17 protein-coding genes and 1 pseudogene are annotated in these 20431 nt (G+C 42.8%); 6 read left to right on the forward strand and 12 right to left on the reverse strand.

Translation table 11 applies throughout. The features are described 5' to 3' along the window. Positions 1-5: 5 nt before the first annotated feature. Both RCO84_RS05145 and RCO84_RS05150 read right to left on the reverse strand, forming a co-directional pair. Positions 6-95 carry a smalltalk protein gene (locus tag RCO84_RS05145; protein ID WP_317584189.1) on the reverse strand — a complete coding sequence of 30 codons (90 nt, stop codon included), beginning with the start codon at positions 93-95 and terminating at the stop codon, positions 6-8. A gap of 288 nt (positions 96-383) precedes the next feature. Further along, complete coding sequence (locus RCO84_RS05150; protein WP_317584191.1) at positions 384-920, reverse strand: HU family DNA-binding protein; 537 nt, start codon at positions 918-920, stop codon at positions 384-386. 327 nt (positions 921-1247) lie between these two features. Between RCO84_RS05150 and RCO84_RS05155 the strand changes: the two genes are divergently transcribed. Further along, a complete protein-coding gene (locus RCO84_RS05155) occupies positions 1248-2849 on the forward strand; it encodes an ATP-binding protein (protein WP_317584192.1) in 1602 nt (533 codons plus the stop codon). 85 nt (positions 2850-2934) lie between these two features. On the opposite strand, the gene RCO84_RS05160 is transcribed toward RCO84_RS05155, so the two are convergent. From RCO84_RS05160 to RCO84_RS05175, 4 genes and pseudogenes are all read right to left on the reverse strand, one after another. Then, a complete protein-coding gene (locus RCO84_RS05160) occupies positions 2935-3147 on the reverse strand; it encodes a DUF4248 domain-containing protein (protein ID WP_006846744.1) in 213 nt (70 codons plus the stop codon). A 144-nt stretch (positions 3148-3291) separates the two neighbouring features. After that, a complete protein-coding gene (locus tag RCO84_RS05165) occupies positions 3292-5607 on the reverse strand; it encodes a BT4734/BF3469 family protein (protein WP_317584193.1) in 2316 nt (771 codons plus the stop codon). Between the two features lie 13 nt (positions 5608-5620). Further along, the gene (locus tag RCO84_RS05170) at positions 5621-6079 is read right to left on the reverse strand and encodes a hypothetical protein (protein ID WP_287854578.1); all 459 of its coding nucleotides are present in this window, start codon (positions 6077-6079) and stop codon (positions 5621-5623) included. Positions 6080-6962: 883 nt separating this feature from the next. Continuing rightward, positions 6963-7847 (reverse strand): annotated as a pseudogene (locus RCO84_RS05175) (DNA-methyltransferase). Positions 7848-8075: 228 nt separating this feature from the next. On the opposite strand from RCO84_RS05175, the gene RCO84_RS05180 reads away from it, so the two are divergent. Together RCO84_RS05180 and RCO84_RS05185 are read left to right on the forward strand one after the other, a co-directional pair. Continuing rightward, positions 8076-8831: a hypothetical protein gene (locus tag RCO84_RS05180; protein WP_144153087.1), complete on the forward strand. Its 756-nt coding sequence runs from the start codon at positions 8076-8078 to the stop codon at positions 8829-8831. A 157-nt stretch (positions 8832-8988) separates the two neighbouring features. Beyond that, on the forward strand, positions 8989-9354 hold the full coding sequence (locus RCO84_RS05185) for a hypothetical protein (protein ID WP_118200648.1): 366 nt from the start codon (positions 8989-8991) through the stop codon (positions 9352-9354). Between the two features lie 447 nt (positions 9355-9801). Here the strand turns inward: RCO84_RS05185 and RCO84_RS05190 are convergent, their stop codons facing one another. Beyond that, positions 9802-11358 carry an IS1182 family transposase gene (locus RCO84_RS05190; RefSeq protein WP_317584196.1) on the reverse strand — a complete coding sequence of 519 codons (1557 nt, stop codon included), beginning with the start codon at positions 11356-11358 and terminating at the stop codon, positions 9802-9804. Between the two features lie 295 nt (positions 11359-11653). Between RCO84_RS05190 and RCO84_RS05195 the strand changes: the two genes are divergently transcribed. The 3 genes from RCO84_RS05195 (at position 11654) to RCO84_RS05205 (ending at position 14337) form a co-directional block, all read left to right on the forward strand. Continuing rightward, positions 11654-11806: a hypothetical protein gene (locus RCO84_RS05195; RefSeq protein WP_181975234.1), complete on the forward strand. Its 153-nt coding sequence runs from the start codon at positions 11654-11656 to the stop codon at positions 11804-11806. A gap of 2 nt (positions 11807-11808) precedes the next feature. Then, positions 11809-12360, forward strand: coding sequence for a GNAT family N-acetyltransferase (locus RCO84_RS05200; protein WP_117726893.1), 552 nt, complete (start codon positions 11809-11811; stop codon positions 12358-12360). 402 nt (positions 12361-12762) lie between these two features. Further along, positions 12763-14337 carry an ATP-binding protein gene (locus tag RCO84_RS05205; RefSeq protein WP_317584198.1) on the forward strand — a complete coding sequence of 525 codons (1575 nt, stop codon included), beginning with the start codon at positions 12763-12765 and terminating at the stop codon, positions 14335-14337. Between the two features lie 133 nt (positions 14338-14470). On the opposite strand, the gene RCO84_RS05210 is transcribed toward RCO84_RS05205, so the two are convergent. The 5 genes from RCO84_RS05210 to RCO84_RS05230 form a co-directional block, all read right to left on the reverse strand. After that, positions 14471-15112 (reverse strand): DedA family protein, encoded by a 642-nt coding sequence (locus tag RCO84_RS05210; protein WP_317584199.1) that lies wholly within the window; start codon positions 15110-15112, stop codon positions 14471-14473. 61 nt (positions 15113-15173) lie between these two features. Beyond that, a complete protein-coding gene (locus RCO84_RS05215) occupies positions 15174-16889 on the reverse strand; it encodes a glutamine--tRNA ligase/YqeY domain fusion protein (protein WP_317584201.1) in 1716 nt (571 codons plus the stop codon). A 299-nt stretch (positions 16890-17188) separates the two neighbouring features. Beyond that, positions 17189-17569 carry a hypothetical protein gene (locus tag RCO84_RS05220; RefSeq protein WP_144153095.1) on the reverse strand — a complete coding sequence of 127 codons (381 nt, stop codon included), beginning with the start codon at positions 17567-17569 and terminating at the stop codon, positions 17189-17191. A 76-nt stretch (positions 17570-17645) separates the two neighbouring features. Beyond that, positions 17646-18344, reverse strand: coding sequence for a phosphatase PAP2 family protein (locus tag RCO84_RS05225; protein WP_118153391.1), 699 nt, complete (start codon positions 18342-18344; stop codon positions 17646-17648). A gap of 71 nt (positions 18345-18415) precedes the next feature. Further along, positions 18416-20326 carry an LTA synthase family protein gene (locus tag RCO84_RS05230; protein WP_317584203.1) on the reverse strand — a complete coding sequence of 637 codons (1911 nt, stop codon included), beginning with the start codon at positions 20324-20326 and terminating at the stop codon, positions 18416-18418. Positions 20327-20431: the final 105 nt, after the last annotated feature.

Below are 20431 nucleotides of genomic sequence, written 5' to 3' on the forward strand. Positions count from 1 at the left end.
CTTTTTTAGCAGTTCTGTACACAGAATGAGCTGGCTATAGCTGTTAATACCGTGATGAGGAAGTTGATGATGGCTTTCCAATTTACTTTTTTCATTTTGCTTTGTTTTTTAATGATTAATACTAAGTGGATAATGATAGTCACATGCTTGTTTTAGTGGTTGAAATTTAGTTTCAGTAAGCGTTTCTGGAAGAAGAAGGGCGGGGGGAGGAACTGCCAGGCCCGGATACCCGTAAAAGGCAGGTTCTTGGGTCATTATGATTTGCTGTTTATCCGTAATCGTCAGGATGAAAACTAGCCGCTTTGTGCCTTCGGAATATCCCTGTCGCCGGTCAGTTCACTCCTTCCTTCTTCTGTCGTTTCGCATATTTGAGAGACGGATCACTACTCCAGACCGTTTCCGTTGTCGCCTGTTCCGTCGGTGCTGCCGCCTTGTGATGTACCGCCGCCCTCAGTGGTTCCGCCGCCCTGTGTGGTATCGCCAGTGGTGGTATCGCCTGCAGCGCTCTCGCTAGAGTTGAGGAGATCCATGGCGTTCTTGGCGTTGGCATCGAGAGAGAGCTGGGTGTTGCTGAGCTTGCCGGTAGCACGTGCTCTGAGGCGGTAGCCTTCTACAAACTTGGCGAGGCTCCACTCCTTGATGCTGGCGGCTCCCATCTTGTTGATGATGCCTATGGAGAAGATGGCGAGGTCGTCTATCTTCACTGCCTTGTTCTGGAGTACGAGCTCCTTCACACAGCTCACCATATCGGTGAGAAGGCCCTTGATGGCACCCTTCGAGAACGGGGTGTTGTGGCTCGCCATGTGTTCGGCGAGTTCATCGATACCGATGGTTTCTGTTACTACTGGTCGCGCATAATACTTGCCATACGCTTCCTTGATTGTCTTGTTCTTGTTCTTCGCTAACTTGATGAGAATCATACTTTTAAAAATTTAGTTTTAGTAAAAAGCAGTCAGTGTCTCCGCCGAGACCGTTGCTGCATCAACCTCTCTGATTGACGATACAAAGATACAACATTCCCGAACCCCCAACTATGCGATTTGTGCGATTTGCAGGGATTCGGGAAAAAAAGTTGAAAAAGTGGTATTTTTTTATGTTACTGAACTTTCAACGATGTAGAGCGGAGCGCAGGGATATATAGCATAAGAATTGCTTTTATCTGAAAATAAAGACATTTTATTCCGCATTATTTTGCAGATACCAACTTTTTTCGTAACTTTGCCAAAAATTCAATAAAAAGCAACAATATGAAATATCCTATAGGAATACAAGACTTTGGAAAAATTAGAAATGATGGTTATGTCTATCTTGACAAGACAGACTTGATTTATGATTTAGTACACAATGGGAATATATATTTTCTGAGTCGTCCAAGACGATTCGGAAAGTCGTTGTTGATTTCTACCCTGGAATGCTACTTCCAAGGAAAGAAAGAACTGTTTAAAGGACTTGCCATCGAACAATTAGAAAAAGAATGGAAGCAATATTCTGTTTTTCATATTGATTTCAACGGCAAGGACTTCACACAGGCAGGCGAATTGGAAAAAACCTTGCAGACTTTTGTTGAAACCCAAGAACTGAATTATGGCAGAAACCCATTGGCCAACACTTTGGGAGACAGATTTATGGCTGTTTTGAAAGCTGCCCACGAAAAGACAGGACTTGGCGCCGTTGTCCTGATAGATGAATATGACAAACCTTTACTGGATGTTTTAGACACAGGGTTAAAGACCTTCGATTCTGAAGGCAACGAACGTTTGCTGGAAGACCGACATCGTGAAATCATGAAAGGTTTCTATAGTGTCTTCAAGGCTGCTGACAAAGATTTGAAATTCGTGCTGTTGACTGGTGTTACCAAGTTCTCGCAAGTAAGCGTATTCAGTGGTTTCAACCAACCAGATGACATCAGCATGGACGACCGCTACGAGGCTCTTTGCGGCATCACGGAAGAGGAACTGTATTCTGTCTTTGATGAGCAAATCAAGGCAATGGCTGCAAGATATAAAGTGTCTGGGGATGAGATGAAATATCGGCTCAAGCGCAAATATGACGGTTACCATTTCAGCCCAAGCATGCTCGACATCTACAATCCTTTCAGTATCTTGAACTCACTGAGTAAGAAAATCCTGAGTGATTTCTGGTTCCGTACAGGTTCGCCTACTTATCTGGTCCGCTTATTAGCTCACTTCGACGAAAACCTCAATGAACTGACAGGGAAATTTTATCCTACCAGCAGTTTTATAGATTACAAGGCGGATACAGAGGCTCCATTGCCAATGATTTACCAGAGTGGTTATCTCACCATTAAGGATTGGAACATGGATACCGATTCTTATCTCTTGGATTTTCCAAACGATGAAGTAAAAGCTGGTTTCGTAACCATGGTGGCTGCCAACTATCTGAAGCCCAAGGAATCGCCTGACGCTTGGGTCGTAGAAGTTGTTAATACGATGAAGATGGGAGATTGTGACAAATTGGAGAAACTACTCACTTCCTTCTTCGCCAGTATACCCTATAGCCAACGTCGTAAAGATGACGAGCGGGAAAAAGAGCGATACTTTCAATATACCTTCTATCTGGTGATTCGCATGATAAGCAGTTTTACCGTTCTAATAGAAAAGGAGCAAAGTGAAGGACGGGTTGATTGCATTATTGAGACCCCAATGTTTGTATATATCTTCGAATTTAAGCGTGATGGGTCAGCGACTGAAGCCTTGAAACAAATCGAGGAAAAAGGATATGCCCGTGAGTATGCTACAGACAACAGAACGATTTACCTGATAGGCTGCAATTTCTCGTCTAAGACGGGGACGATTGACGACTGGAAGTCTAAGGGCAAAAGCGTTTAAAAAACGGGTATTTTTTCCTATAATAAACTCACCCTGGAAGGGATATGCATAGTGTGTTGTATGCATTCCCTTCCAGGGTGATTTTTTATGGTTCATCCAGAAATTCGATGATTTCTGCTACTTGTTGCCGGGTGTAGAAGTGGGAAAACTTGCCGGCGTAGCCCGAACAGAGGCTCTGCTTGAGCTCGGGGCACCGGTTGATCCATCTCACCAGCCGGTTGAGCGCTACCCTGGGGGTAGCGGTGGGAAAGTAGAGCATGGCAAGCTCTGCCTTCCCGTAACTTCTGTCTTCTATCATAATTTGTTCTTTTTAGTCTGTTTTTGTCAGTTGCTTCTTTCTTCTGCCTGGTAGAATAAAATCTCTCCGAATCATAAGAAAATCCCTCCGAAAGATACGGAAATATCTCCGAAAGATAAAAAAATATCTCCGAAGCAGAATTTCCTAAAATGGGAGATCCCCGGGCGGAATATTCTCGCTGCCATCCATCTTCTGGTTGTTCTCTATCTCGTCAGGACGCATTTCTATCACCTTCCAGCCGTTGCCCGTCTTGCGGTGAATCTTCTTGAATCCCAGCGCCTCCATGAACATCGAAATATCCTTGTTCGACATCGACTGGCGGAAGGCGGGGTTCGTGCAGATGCGCTCCATCACATCACTCGCCGTAACAAACTTGCAGAACTCGGACGGCGTATCGGCATCAGGAACACGGTAGAACTTGTTGATGCGCTCGGCTATATAGTTGTTCACACGGAAATAAAGATTGTGGCGCTGAATCTCCTCATTCTCCTCCTTCGTAAACCAGTAAACCCAGTCGCAGGGCTCACCCCTCCGGCGCTTCTCTATCACCTCCTGAGCCAGTGCCACAGCCTGGGAGTAGATGCCCTCGTAATTGAAGGGGAAGTCGATGGGACTCTTGATCTTCTCGATGCGCCAGATGAGGAAACGGCGGTTCTCGTCATCATCGATGATATGAACCTCATTGCTCGTGGCACAGAACCCCGCATTGTTCTGCAGAATGCAGTCCCACTCGGCATAAGGGATTCGCATGCTGATGTTGCGCTTCGTAATGTTGCTCTTGAAGGAATCCAGGTTCTTGCCACGCAGACAACTGAACTCATCGAGACACACTATCGCCTTGCTGGCACACATCTGCAGGAAATCCTTGTTCTTGTAGTCGCCCGTAGAATCGTTGGCGAAATACTTGCGCAGATGGGGCGGCAGGAGATGGTCGAAAAACGTGGTCTTGAAGATGCCGCCCTTGCCTACGAAAACCATGATAGACTGGTTGGTGACATCGGGCCGCACCCAGCAAACCACCATGTTGACCAGCCATTTCCTGAAGGCATAGGCAAAATCCTCCTCCGTATGGCGGTAACCGCCTGTCTGCATCACGGTTACCCGATGGGCTAATTCTGCGATATAGTCAGTCTTTCGGTCCCATTTCGGCAGACTCTTCAGATATTCCTCCATGGGGTTGAATTCGGGGCTGAAGTTACTTCTGATTACCGTATCCAGCTTTTTCTGGGTGGTGCAGATGTTATCCAGTTCCATTTTCACGAATAGGGAATTGCTCACCCGGGTATCCACTTCGGTCCAGTCGAGATAGAGTTTCTCTCCGGTGTTGATGGCGCGCACTTCATACTGGTTGCTCAGCGTGTTGTGGTGCATTTCATATCGGGCTCCCAGCCATCCCAGCAGTGCTCTCATGCTGGTATAGCGTTTCTGCTCATCATCTCCCTGCTGTCTTATCTTCCAGGTTCCCAGCCGCTCGGTATGCTTGTAAATCTCTCGTGCCACCCGCTCGGTATCGGCATATTCGCCGCCAAACTTATCTGCCATGTGTTTCACAGCCTCCTCCTTTTCGGCTCCGAAACAGAGGCAGAATGTGGCGTATCTCACTACGTAGCTGTTGTGATGATGCTCCTCAAACCGCTCTTCCCAGCTCTCCGCCAGTTTGTCTACATACTGCAGAATCTCTTCGGTGGTGAGCGTTTTGGGTGGCGTCTCTTCTTCCTGTTTGCGAGGGCTTTTCTTTCTGGGTTTTTCAGCCTCCGTCTGTCTTTTCCTGTTCTGTTCCTCCTGTTGCTTTGTGGCTTTTTCGAAGTTCTCCACCTCCTCGTGGGTGATGGGGAGAACTTCGGCATTCCAGTTGAAGTAAGCCTCGGGGTCGTAAGCCAGTCCGCAGCTTCTCACCATGTCCTGGCATTTTTTGTCGCTGCTGATACCCAGCAGTTTGTCGTACATGCTCATGGCTTTCCTGATGGCGAGCAGGTGGAGTTCGGTGGCAGTGAGATTGCATCCTTCAGGCCGCATATATCTGAGCAGGATGCGGAATCCCTTACCCGAGACGGTGATGTAGAAGACCATGGTAAAGGGGATTTTCCGGGCGGCCTGCCTGAGTGCCGCGATGTTTTTGGGGGGCACGTCGTCATAATCGAGCATCAGCCAATAGGTTTCCTTCCTGAAGTCTGTCAGCTTCTTGGAACTTCCCTTGAGCTGCACGCTGGGTGTGATGCAGGGCAGCCGGTGCTTGATGTCCTCTGCCGTTCTCTTGTCCACCTTCGTCATCGACCTGTAGCCTTCGGTATTGGTTTTCACCGGTGCCGAATGCATGATGTTGTACTCCAGCATCTCTCTGTTGGGGAGAGGCTTGCTGGTAGAGGTCTTCAGAGTCTGGAAAAAAGAGGGCAAGACCTCTTTCTCCTGTTCTGTTTCCGGGTTCTTTCCGGTCTCGTTTGTGGGTTTAATCTCTTTCATTTCTTTTTGGGTTTTATGAATCTGTATCTTCTAATAATTCTTTAAGTTTATGAGTAATATACCAGTAGGGAAGGCTATATCTCCAGTAGCTCCATGCTCTGTTATGTTCCCTCCAGTATGCCGAACCTTTGTTCTGTTCCCATATGTACACTTCATCGCAATAATACTGGAATCTTGTTTTATGATGGACATTTTCTTCATGAACCCAGGTTTTACCTTCGAAGGCATCATCATCATCTTTTTCCATGAGAATGGTTTTGATGGCTCTATCAATAGCGAATATGTACTCTGGTATGAGCGTCATCTTATCTGCCTTCTTATCGATAGTGTCCTGTCCCCCAGCTTCTTTGCGAATCATAGTTGGTGATACGCCACATGTTTCTGCGATAGCCAGCTTAAATCTGGCTTCATCTTCAAGTTCTGCCATAAATTTCAGCAAATCTTTTTTTCTTATCTTTTTCTTCTGTTCCATGTTGCGAAGTTATACAAAATGTTTTACTTAGGCGGCGAGTCCTATAGGACTCGCTTTTCACAAAGAATAACCTAGGTTAAACTTTTTAACACGGTGGCTTTGCGCCCATTTTTGTTGGGGTATTTTGAAGAAGAAGTAGTGAAGAAACGAAACATCGGAAAAGTGACGAGGTGAAGGGTGAAGGGTATATTTTAAATCTTATATTATATTCTTTTTTTTAGGATTTTTGGAAAAACCAGATAATCAGAAAAATGAAAAAACGGATTTTTTCCCTTGCCGCGCGTATATATAAAAAAGAGTTTTCAAACCTTCACCCTTCACCTTTTTATTTAAGGTTTTGTGTGTCAAATAGTTACGGGTGAAGGGTGGTGAAGGGTGTTTTTCGCTTTTTATAAACATATTTTAAGAATTTAGCCCGTTTTTACATATTTTAAGCGTTTATTTTTGGTTCCGAAATGGGTGCTTTTTTTAGGGTCCCTTTTTTCCCCTTTTCTTACCGCTGAAATCTTTGAATAATCGAGTGGGGTAGGGAATCCCGTCTTATGTTGTGTTAAACAATTATCAGATAAAAGAAGTTAACGATACCGAAAAAGGACTGTTTTTTAAACAAATATTAACGCAGAAAACTTGAAGTTTCGCATATTAGATTCTGGTTTCGCAAGTTCAGAAGTTAACGAATTTTAAGGAGTTATTCAAGTTTCGCCAGTGTGGGAATTTATTGAAGTTAAAGAAGTTATCACTCCCTACGGTCGTTCGGGAAGTTAAGAGACAATAGTCTTCTAGCTTAAAATGCAGGACATTTGTCCCTTAACTTCCTTCTAACTTCCCCACATGCGAAAGTTCAGTAAAGCAAAGGTAATGCGATGCTCTTGTCGGCGAAAAATCAGAAAGGCAAATCTTGAATTCTGTTCTCATCCGTTACCCCTAAGATATCAGCCTCTTCCGGTTCTCCATCCGCAATCACGATATCCCTTATCTTCTTGCGGTAGCTCCTTACGATACTCCCGTTCTCCAGTTCCACCCTTCTCCTGATGCTCAGGTCCAGATATTCCTTTTCCCTTTCTATGCCCAGATAGCGCCTGCCGGTCAGCGAGGCAGCGATGCCGGTAGTTCCGCTTCCCGAGAACGGGTCGAGGATCCATGCTCCGTGTCGGGTTGAAGCCAGGATGATGCGTACCAGCAGGGCGAGCGGTTTCTGCGTAGGATGCTTGCCCTGCGATTTCTCCCATCTTGCGATGGCTGGCAGCCTCCATACATCCGTCATCTGTTTGTTCTCGTTCAGCAGTTTCATCAGGTCATAGTTGAAGTAGTGCGGCTTCTTCGGGCACTTTCTTGCCCAGATGATGAACTCGGTGCTGTAGGTAAAGTACCGGCACGAGATATTGGGCGGTGGATTTGTCTTCGCCCATGTGATGACATTGAGGATTTTGAATCCGAGTTGCGTCAGTTTGTTTGCAACAGAGAAAATGTTGTGATAGGTTCCCGAAATCCAGATAGTTCCGTTCTCCGCCAGGTGTTCCCTGCATTCCGCAATCCATTCCTCGTTGAACAGGTCGATATGTTAGGGCGAGCCGCCCTTATCCCATTCCCCTTTATCCACGCACACCACCTTCCCGCTCTGTACGCTGATACCTCCATTGGATAGGAAGTAAGGAGGATCGGCGAAGATCATGTCGAACTTGAAATCAAATTCGCCCATCAGCCGGATGCAGTCTCCGTGAAGGAGAGTGAAGTCATCAGCCCTATGATATATCGCCTTTTTATTCATCATTTCGGGTGCAAAGGTAATGTAAATATTTGATTTGTAAATGATTAGATCATACTTTAACTTTCGTGATCAAAAAAGATCAATTCGGCAGAAAGAAAAGAAAAAATGGTTAAAATGAATAAAAACAGAAAGTTTTTCATATATTTTTTTGTTCTTTCTGAATATTGATGTAAATTTGCAGAGTGATTTTTTTATACAGGCTTTAAACGAAATAAAACTTAGCGAGATATGAAACAATACGAAGCTGTAATAGAGACCTTGAAGAGGTTGGGTGGATGTGCTACATTCGGTCAGCTGAATCAGGAGGTGTTCAAGATTGAGGATTGCACATGGAATACCAAGACTCCATTTGCATCCATACGTCGTATTGTGCAAGACCGCAAGGAAATCTTTCGCATTCGTCCGGGATTATGGGCTTTGGAGGAATATAGAAGTCTCTTGGCGGATAGGGGGATTGTGGCACAAGATGTGACGAATTCGGATTCTGAGCAGGTGCAGGAATTCAATCATTCCTATTATCAGGGACTTCTGCTGTATATCGGTAACATGAAGAAACTTGAAACCTATGTTCCTGCACAGGATAAGAACAGGAGATGTATCAATGTGAAGCTGGGCGAAATCTCCACATTGACGAAAGTTCCGCCATTCTCCTATCAGGAATTCATGAATAGGAGTAGCACGATAGACGTTATGTGGTTTCAGCCTAATTCTTTGGGCAGCGAGGTGATGATGCCCGATAGTTTCTTTGAGGTAGAGCATTCTACGGATATTCAGAATTCTCTCTGTAAGTTTGCCGACCTCCAGTGTTTCAATGCCCAGATGTTTATCGTGGCTGATGCCAGGCGCCATGATGAATTTATAGCCAAGTTGAGCCATGATTATTTCAAGCCTATCTCGGATAGGGTGAAATTTGTAAGTTATGACAAGCTTGATAGATATTATGAGGGGCTGATGACGCAGAGAAAGAGTTCGCTTATTCTCTGATGATAGGATTGGCTTGTCTATATTATCTATAAATAGAAGAGGTATTTGTATATACTAATTAGAAAGTGGTACACTTTTAAATTAGTATATACAGAAGTGTCAGGTTTTTACGAATGCCTGAAATCCGTCATATTATTCATTTTAAGAATTAGAAAATATGGATTTTTTTGATTTGTTGTTCGGTGGCGGTGAAGCCATACAGAGTATCTTTCAGCTAGGGTTTATCCCTAAAGAAGAGGACTTTAGAGAGTTTTCGAGTGTAGAATATCAACAGTTCAATGAGAAAGAGTGTGACATTTGCGGCAAGATGTACACATTCAATTCAGACTTGCCTGTTTCAGGAAATGATATTTATGCCTTCAGCGAGAAAGAGAAGGAGTTTATGCTGAAAGGGGCTGAGATTATTGACAACCTCTGTGAAAAGAAGACCTTCATCTCGGATGATGTAAAACTTCGATATGTTGCCACCTTATTGCCTGGCGTGTTCTCTGAAGGGACAAAATATGCTTGTAATGAAGAGTAATCTATGCAAAAATGAAAAAGGGGGTGTGTCATGGATTTATGTCACACCCTTTTTGAACTACTTAACAGGGCGACAAGTTTGTGTCCGTAATTACTCCGGGCGATGCCCTGGGCTAGGGCCAGGAACATGCTTGCTGATGGCGTTGACATCAATCTGATCATGAAGTATTCCGGTCTTACCCAGGAACAAATAGAAAAATTGAAATAAGATATTATCTAAGAGATGATAACAGATAAACAGAAATGAGGGTGTGTCATAAGTCTGTGACGCACCCTTTTTTGTGTGTGTTTCTATATATTCTAGTTGAATCGTAGTCTTTCTTCACAAAGGGAATCTTATTATATTGTATAGAAACTTTACTTTTCTTGTTTTATCGATAACAAAACAGCCCCAAAGCTCACAAAAGGGCATAGTTATCCCTGACGATAAAAAAAACAAAATTGAGTTTTATCGTTTTATCCCCAAATATTTCTTCAAATTGAATCCTATACCGAACAACCCTATGTCCATGTAAACTTTGTCCTTTCCGAAATGCCTGAATCGCTTATAATGCATATCTGCCTTCATCTGCCCAAATACAGCTTCCGGCTCTATCGGTCGCTGGCTTCTGTGTTTCAAGCCCTCTTGAGACGTTAGTAGCAGGAAGGCTTCCTTTTTATATGCATTCAGTTTATGGTTGACATATATGGTTCTGTTGCCTTTGGATTTCTTGCAGAGACTTCCAAGCGGACATCCATCACATCGTTGTGCTCTATATAATGTAATGACAGACACATAGCCGGAGTCACTTTTCGTTTGCCGTTGTCCACAAGGTTCCATGTGTTGTCCCATGGGGCAGACATAATAGTCATCATCCCTGTTGTAGTAGAAGTTCGCTTGGTTGAAGGCATCCTCCTTGAAAGGCTTATGCTGTTCCTTGTGAAACCAGTTGTACTTTACATAACCCATCATCTCTTCCATCTCTAGGTACTCGTAGTTCTCCTCCGAGCCATACCCTGAGTCTGCGGTGACGCTCTTGGATTGCTTTCCATATCTTTTCTTGTACTTATCCAAAAAAGGCTTGAAGGTCAGGGTGTCTGTTGGATTGGGATAAAGGGCGAAATTCGTCCAATATTGATTCTCTGTCGCAATTTGAAGGTTATAGGCAGGCTTTGTCTGCCCATTGTTCATGGCATCTTCCTTGAGGCGCATGAAGGTCGCATCGGGATCAGTCTTGGAGTAACTGTTTCTCTCACCCAGTATATCCAGTGATTTTTCATACTCGCGCAGTTTGTCCGAGGCTTTGAACAAGTGATCTATCTGAGTATTTAGCTTTTGCTTCTCTCTTCCTGTAAGTTTTGCCTTAGGAAGGTTCTTAGCTTGCCTCTCACACAAACGTGCACTTCTCTCTACATCCCTGGCGGAAGTGGCTGGCTCGCTGTCTTCTTCCCTAATGTCACTCCCGCCATTCAGGCGAATTTGTTCTTTTATCTGAGCCAATGCAGCAGAGGTCTTTTCCAAGAGCTTAGCCCTGTTCTTTTCCACAGTCTTCTTCCATACAAACGTGTACTTGTTTGCTTTCGACTCTATCTTAGTGCCATCAACATATTGTTCCTCCAGACTAATCACGCCCTTTTCAACCAATATGGAGACGACCGCATCAAAATAGAAGTCGATGCATTTAATCATATGATGGGATCTAAAGCGGTTGATTGTTGCGAAAGATAATTGCTTACCTCCACAAATCCACATATAGCGAACATCATATTTAAGTGCGTCCGCTATGCCACGACAGGAATAAATGCCATTGATATAGGCAAAAACAACTAAACTTAGAAGCATCTTCGGACTGTAAGGAGGAGCACCAATCCCATCATAGGTATCCATGAGAGGGTTGATGTCCATACTGCGAACAATACGATCCACCATACGAACTTTGCTGTCTTTTGGCACATAATCATCGAAAGAGTTAGGAAAAAAGCTCAATTCGTGCCGAGTTTCAGATTTTATTTGTATCTTTGCCATACTTAAAGAAGTTTTCTGCAAAGATACAAATCTTTTGCGGAAAGGCAAAGCCCGAGCTTGTGAAAGTTTGGGCTTTGTTGTAAATAAAAATGTTTTTTAAAGATTTCGTATCTGTGAAAAGGCAAAAAATAAAAAGGGGTGCGTCACAGACTTATGACACACCCTCATTTGCTTTATGTGATAGAGAGATTTATGAATGTCTATCAGCCAGTTTTCCCGCTTTTTATTTGGTCGTTTCAGGAAAAAAGCGTAATTTTGCAGCGAAATTAGATGTTGAACTTTAAAATAATTAAATATGGCAAGACCTATAAAAGAAACGCCTATACTCTATGGTGAAGATGCCAGAGTATTTGAGGCAAGGATGAAGAATCCTCCAAAGGAGAGCCACGAGAAGATAGAAGAAATCAATCGTGACTATAATTATATCATGAGTTTATTCGCAAATTGATTATGAACGATAATAAAGACATTTGCGAACCGTTAAAGATTCGACGATTAGATATTAATGACAGAATATCTAATTTTAACTGTGGGGATGAAGACTTAAATGACTTCATTCTAAATGAGTCACAGTTGTATCGTGGAGAGATGCTAGCTGTGACTTACGTTATTGAAGACAATAATGGTGTAATCCTTGCATACTTCAGTTTAGCAAATGATAAAATCTCCTTAACAGAGTTTGAGAACAACACTGAGTTCAACAGGTTTAAAAGACGCTTTAAAAACTCAAAACGTCTCAAAAGCTATCCTGCAGTAAAAATATGTAGATTAGCTGTTGATGAAAATGCACGAAAGCTGCATCTTGGGACAAAACTTCTGAATTTTATCAAAGGATATTTTGCCAAAGACAATAAAACGGGTTGTAGATTTATAACTGTTGATGCATACATAGAGGCGATACCTTTCTATTTAAAGAATAGCTTCTTAGAGCTTACTAAAAATGATGAAGATGCGACACATACAAGATTATTATATTATGATCTTAAAATGATGTCTTTGTAGATAATATATAGTTTGTATTTACAGAAATCCCCCATCCTGCAAACTGCGGGCTGGGGGATTTGCTTTATGTGATAGAGAGATTTATGAATGTCTATCAGCCAGTTTTCCCGCTTTTTATTTGGTCGTTTCAGGAAAAAAGCGTCATTTTGCAGCGAAACTAGATATAGAATTAAATGGATGGCCTATGAAACAGTATGGAAAAAGGTATGAACCAGAAAGCGGAGATGTAGATTACGAATATCACCATATAATCAAGGGTCTATACGCCACCTTTTCTTCGTGGCATATAGACCACTCAACATTCAACAATCTCTAACTTTTACAGAAACTTTTCACAGGAATCTCTTGCGGGTTTGGAAATAAAGTCGTAAATTTGCAATTGGAAAACAAAGATTAGGAATTATGGTAGAGATAAATGATAGAAAATTACCTGTAGGCATCCAGTCTTTTGAGAAAATCAGAAAGGATGGATACCTTTATGTTGACAAGACAGATATCATCTGGCAACTTGCCAACAGAAATAAAACGTACAACTACCTGAGCCGCCCACGACGCTTTGGTAAATCTGTGCTGGTAGATACGCTCGAAGCCTACTTTCTGGGTAAGAAGGAACTCTTTGAGGGGTTGAAGATTATGCAGATGGAGACGGAATGGGTGAAGCGACCTGTCATCAGACTCGATATGAGTCGTGCGGGCGCAGAACCGGAAACATTGCGCTCTTATCTCGACATCACTTTCGACAGATTAGAGAAGGAATATGGCATTACACCTAAGCCAACTGCCAAACTTGCTGACCGCTTTGATGCAATAATCGTGGGGGCGTATGAGCAAACCGGACAGCAGGTTGCCATCCTCATCGATGAATACGATTCTCCATTGCAGCATTCCTGGAAGACTCCTTATCACGAAGCATGTACCGCTATCTATAGAGAGGTTTTTGCCATTCTCAAGGCAGATGATAAATACGAAAAGTTTGTCTTCATCACCGGCATTACCAAGTTTACACAAATCTCCCTCTTCTCTGTGCTCAACAATCTGAGCAACGTCAGCTTTGATTCTGAGTATGCGGCTCTCTGCGGTATCACGAAGGAAGAAGTCTTACGTGATTTCAAACCGGAAATCAACAAGTTGGCAGCAAGTAAGGGATGGACTTTCGATGAAGCCGTAGTGCAATTGACAGCTTATTATGATGGCTATCATTTCAGCCATGAAAATATGGTTGATGTCTTCAATCCATTCAGTCTTATCAATGCACTCGCTGATTCTAAACTGAGGAACTACTGGGCTTCATCGGGTGCAACCTCGCTGCTTCCTAAGTTTGTGGATGACATGGAGATTCGTTTGAAGGATTTCGATCATAGTGCCCTGTTGGACACAATCATAGAAACTTCTGACGTAACAGGCGGTGGAGCAGAGCTGTTTCTCTATCAGTCGGGCTATCTCACGATTAAGGGTTACATAAACGGAACTTATCTTCTTGGCATTCCTAACTTCGAGGTTCGGCAAGCCTTGAATGAAATCGTGTTGCCAACGCTTGCCATGCGCAAGAATAATGACCTTCAATCTACCCAGGCATTTCTGAATGTTCACCTCAGCCTTGGCAATCTTCCCGAAGCCATGAAATGCCTGAAGGCGCTTATTGCTGACGTGCCTTACAGCAACAAGAAACTTGCCAGCATGGATATGGAGGAGCGCTACCGACTGATAATGAGCACCATATTCAATGCCATCGGCTGCCGTGTGGAAGTAGAAAAGATGATTGCTACGGGCAGGATTGATATGGTGGTAGAAAACACTAACTTTATCTATGTGCTGGAGCTGAAACTGAGCAACAACGGTGGTGTTGATGCTGCCACGGAGCAGATGAAAGCCAAGCAGTATGCCGAACCTTTCAAGGCTGATAAGCGCAAGGTGATTGCCCTTGCCATAGAACTGGATGATATGGGAAAGGGACTGGTTGATTGGAAGGAAGTATAATATTGCAAAAAGGGTCTATACGCCACCTTTTCATCGTGGCATATAGACCCTTGTCGTTTCCCGTGAATGCGGGGAATTATACTGAAGAAAAATCCCCCATCCCGCTTGAGGAAGCAGGATGGGGGATAGTTTCTTATTTCTTCTTGAGCCCCTTGTATGCAAGGAATGCTACAATAACAACGGCAAGAGCCAAGATGATGTAACCGAGCTCATGACTATACTTTAATGCCTGCTGATATACATCTTGAGTTGTTTTATAGTCTGTATATTGGTAAATACCCCAACCGATGGTTGCTAAAACAGCATTCCAGATGCCAGCACCGATTGTGGTATAGAGCAAGAATTTGCCTACATGCATACCTGCTAAACCGGCTGGAATGCTGATTAATTGGCGGACAGCTGGTACCAGACGCCCAAAAATAGTGGATGCGGCTCCATGCTTGCGGAAATACTCTTCTGCAACTTCTACCTTTTGGCGGTCTATCAGGCACATATGTCCTATGCGGCTGTCGGCAAAACGGTAGATGATAGGGCGGCCTACCCATTTAGCTAAATAATAGTTGATAAGTGCACCGATATTGGCACCAATGGTGGCAAATACGATGACCAGGATAAACGACATTCCGCTATCAGGATCCATGGCTTTCCATGCTGCAGGTGGAACAACCACCTCTGATGGGAATGGGACGAATGAACTCTCGATAGCCATGAAAAGGGTTACTACCCAGTAATTTAAATTGTCGAGTATCCAAAGAAAAAGCTCTGCTGTATTCATTTGTTATCTTGAATCTAAAATATCTGTCTCAGCTGTTGAAACTGAGACAGATATAGGTGATTTATTTATTCTGTTTTGCCCATGTATCTTTCAAGCCAACGGTTTTGTTGAATACTGGTTTTTCTGCAGTAGAATCAAGATCGGCCATGAAATAACCGATACGCTGGAACTGGAGATATTCACCTGGCTTCTTGTTGGCTGCATATTCCTCAACATAGCAGTTAGGATAGTCGTGGAAGCTATCCGGGTTGAGCAACTCGTGGAAGTCACGTTCATCAGCAGATGGATTTTCTACCATAAAGAGACGGTCGTATTCGCGCACCTCTGCCTTTACGCAGTGATCTGCTGATACCCAATGCAATGTACCCTTAACCTTACGGTTGGCACCTTCCATGCCGCTCTTACTGATAGGATCGTATTCTGCCTGAATCTCAGTGATAACGCCATTTTCGTCCTTTGTGCATCCAGTGCACTTAACGATGTAAGCATTCTTCAGACGAACTTCTTTACCCGGAGTCATTCGGAAGAATTTTTTAGGAGCATCTTCCATAAAGTCAGCACGCTCTATCCAGAGATTCTTAGAGAATGTGATGGTGTGTGTGCCATCAGCTTCATTTTCTGGATTATTGATTGCTTCCATTTCCTCTGTTTCACCTTCCGGATAGTTGGTAATTACGAGTTTTACAGGATCAAGTACTGCACTCACACGGCATGCTTTCTTGTTCAAGTCTTCTCTAACAGATGCTTCGAGTAAGGCCATATCGTTGAGAGCATCGAACTTAGTATAACCGATACTGTCGATAAACATACGAATACTATCAGGAGAGTAACCGCGACGGCGCATTCCGCAAAGAGTAGGCATACGTGGGTCGTCCCATCCGATAACCAGTTTCTCATCTACCAGCTGGTGAAGCTTACGCTTGCTCATTACTGTATAAGTGAGGTTCAATCGGTTGAATTCAATCTGACGTGGACGATTGTCGTTTAATACATCTGCAGTTCCGTCCTTCTCCTTCAAGAAGTCGATGAACTTATCGTAAAGCGGACGGTGAGGTACAAATTCCAATGTACAGATAGAATGGGTTACCCCTTCAAAGTAGTCACTCTGTCCGTGAGCGAAATCATACATAGGATATGCATGCCATTTTGTTCCTGTACGGTGATGAGGAGTATGGATGATACGATACATGATAGGATCGCGGAAATGCATATTTGGATTCGCCATATCGAGTTTTGCGCGAAGAACCATGCTGCCTTCTACGGCCTCAGGAGTATTCATCTTCTCAAACAAAGCAAGGCTTTCTTCGATTGGGCGATCACGATATGGACTAGCAGTACCCGGTGAGGTAGGAGTACCCTTCTGCTGTGCAATTTCTTCAGCAGTTTGTTCATCTATATATGCATTGCCCTTCTTGATCATCCAGACAGCAAAATCCCAAAGCTTCTCAAAGTAGTCTGAAGCATAGTAGATATTGCCCCACTTGAATCCGAGCCACTGGATGTCTTGAAGAATATTCTCTACATATTCATTGTTTTCCTTGCTAGGGTTAGTGTCATCAAAACGAAGATTGCAAACACCATTATATTTCTCTGCAACACCAAAGTCCATGCAGATAGCTTTGGCATGGCCGATATGCAGATAACCATTAGGCTCTGGCGGAAAACGAGTCTGGATTCGTCCTCCGTTTTTGCCTTCTTTGAGGTCTTCCTCAACTAACTGTTCTACGAAAGAGATACTTTTCTTCTCTTCCAAATTGTTTTCTTCATTAATTGCCATAATTCAATAAAAAGAATAATTTTTAAATTTTATGGTGCAAAGATACAAATTTAATTGTAAGTACCGAAATTATCTGGCAGATAATTTTGTTTTGGGAGCGATAATTTGCTTTTGAAAGCAATAATTCACAAAATATGTTTTTAAACATATAAAAAGATTCGTTCGTTTCGAAAAATATGTCTATCTTTGCATCGTTATCCTGAATACAATCTTTTTACCTTAAATGAAACTAATACCAAAAATGAACGCCTTCGCTGTGAAGCGAGGGCGTTTTGCTTTTGTACCAGGTTCATATTCTATTACTTTTTGCGGAATGTTTCGTTCTTAATAATGATTGAACCTTCTTCTGTATCGAGTGTTGCCTGTTCCTGAACGTCGGCATCAAGACCCTTGCGGCTCAGGATAATCACAGCTGCTTTACCTTCTGGCTTAGCTGGCAATTCCCACTTGTAAAATTCCTTATCAAGGCCTTTTACTTTAACAGAGAAATCACTGTTCAAAGTTACACTACGCTCTCCATCTGCGCTCTTATATTCACCGGCTGCGGCAGCCTGAAATGCAGAATCGGTTACAACAGTCTGTTCTGCCTGAGCTGGTGCAGGTGCTGGTGCTTTTTTCTCAGAACATGCTGTGAAAGCTATCAGACCCATAGCAAATGCAAGAATTGATAATTTCTTCATAATCTTTAAATTTTATATGTTAATAATAATGTTAATCTAAACCATTTTTATAAGCTAACTCTTTTTATACATTTGTTTATCTCAGTGGTATGCTATAGAAAGATAGTATTCCACTGGTACAAATGATTACCCATATAGAAACGAGCCCCGTAATGATAGGGACGCTTGCAAATCTGATGTCGTGGTTGGGCTTAAAACGTTCGGTATGCTTTCTTAAAAAATACTGAAATATATAATAATATAAGGTGGCATAGAAAAAACCAATGAGGGTACCAATCAGGATGTCGCCAAAATAGTGTACACCGAGATACATGCGGGAATAACTGGTTATCAATGCCCATAGGCATAAGAATATCGTGAGTTTGCTCCGGCGAACCAGATATTGTGCAAAGAAGGCCATGCTCCATGCATTGGCTGCATGAGAAGATGGAAAACCATATCTGCCACCCCGATATCCTTGAACAACATGTACCATCGGACTGATAGGATTATCAGGATTACTGGGACGCATTCTTGCTACTAATGGCTTCAGAATTCCTGATGCAGTCTGGTCTGAAAACAAGATAATCAGAGTGATAACAACTATGGTGCTCATCACAACCTTGACAGGAAAATTCTTTAGCAGTACAAAGATAAAACTGGCATAGAACGGAACCCATACAAAACGGTCTGAGAAAATCATCATGAAGTAATCCCAATACTCGTTGTGAAAACCATTGAAAAACAGAAAAATCTGCGTATCAATCTGTTCTATTTGATGAAGTAATTCTATCATAGTCTTTCCTTTATGAAATTCTGTAATGTTCACTTTCTTGTTTCTGATAATCTGTTGCCCTGTCGTTAGGGCTATTTTGCACTCAAGTCATCGTACAACTTCTGAAGATAAGCCATGCCTCGTTTCAAGTTATAACCTTTTTTGCCTTTATCATAAACGACCTTTTGGGATTTGTTGTCGTAGATGATAGAGTTCTCCTCTGATACCATGCCGAAAGCATCGGGTACATCAAAGAATGCAAATTTAGGCGTAGCATCACTCAACATGTTCTTGCTGAACAAGAAGTCTTTGTGAGGAATGCCTAATTGTCCGAGCAGTGTAGCTGCTATATCTTGCTGACTTCCTATAAGCTTAACATTCATTGGGCGAGCTATTGCTCCACCGGTCATGATAAGTGGAATCTGATAGCGGCTGCGGTCAAAGTTGTCAAGATGTTCTTTGTATGCACCAACATGATCGGCAACGAGTAATACCAAAGTATTTTTCCATCTAGGCAATTTGCTGTATTCACGCAGAAGATGACCTATGACACTATCAGTGTAAGCAAATGCATTTAAACGTTTGTCTTTCAGTCTGCTATATGGTACATCGAATGGCTCATGACTGCTTGAAGTCTGGAATACTCTCAGCATAGGCTGTTTGGCATTCTGTTCTTTCCTGAGGTCTGCAAGCAGCCGGTTGGCTACGATATGATCGTGTACTCCCCATTTGCTCAATTTGTCTTCTATCGGGAAATCACTATCTGAAATGATTCTCTCATAGCCCTGGGAAATCAGCCAAGAGCGTTGGTTGGCAAAATCAACATCACCACCATAATAATATGCATTGCCGTAATGCTTTGCTTTAGCCAAAGAACGTGCCAATGATGGTAATTGTGCAGATTTTGCCGGGTAGCGCATGATGCTGGTTGTAGGTTGTGCAGGATAACCGCTCAAAACAGCAACCAGACCACGATCCGTGCGGAAAGTGTTGGAATAGAATCTTGGGAAAAAAATTCCCTTTTTGGCTATTGAGTCCAAGCAGACAGCTACGTCTTTATGTGTTCCGACGGAAGGCATGATGTCATTGGCAAAGCTTTCCATAATAATAATAAGTATATCCGGCTTTCCGTTTTTCCGAGCTTCTTCATTCAGGAGTGGGTAGGTATTCTGGTCGCTTGAACTTACCATTTGAGCAAAGAGCTTGTTAGCTTCTTCTTCTGACATGTATCGGTATTGCGATGCAAAATCTTCCTGATGGGTCAGTGATTCAAACAGGCTGAACATCGGATTGACGGCAGCATGATTCAAAAATGCATTTTGGCTGAAATATGCCTTTCCTGTATTTGTTGTAGATACAGTAAATCCTCCTCTGATAGGGATGAAGAGAAGGGCAGTAAGCAGCAACAGAATAAGAGAATGGCGCATACGATGATGCTCTATGTCAGAGTAGCGTGTTCTACGACCACTGCCGAAATCTCCAAAACCATAGTTGCTGTATCTGCTGGAATAGCGCTTCTGGGTATGAGGCATGCGGAGTGCGAACCAGACGGCTATGGTAAGCAGCACTGTGATGAGAAGAGCAAAAAAGATGTAAAGCCCTCCAACACTTGCAAGTGCATCCTTTGGCGAAGTAAAGAAATAATATAATGGAGTGCTATCTAGCGGGAAGTTCCAATATGGATATAATCCTGCATTCAGTACGAATGTAATGGAAACCAGGAAAGATGCCAATATAAAATAAGCATTCAGAATGGGACGTATAATCTCCTTACGAAACCACATCATTGCGATGAGCAACAAACCCGGTAGTGCGGCGAGGTAACCAGCCATAGAGAGGTCGAGTGATAAACCATACCACATCACTGTAGGCATTTCGCTCCAGATATTATCGATAGGTTGTGTAGCAGAAGCCTTTTCCAATATCATGAAAAATGGTTTCTGAATACTGAACAAAATGACAAACGTAAAATACGTTTTTATAAACCACAATATTTGCTTCATATCTATGCTTCTTGACTAATAATTATGATATACTCGGCTTTGAGCTTGAAAATTAATGCAAAAATAACCATTTTATTTCATATAAACGACTTTTTTGTGTTTATT

This window comes from Segatella copri (genome assembly GCF_949820605.1).
Classification (GTDB): domain Bacteria; phylum Bacteroidota; class Bacteroidia; order Bacteroidales; family Bacteroidaceae; genus Prevotella.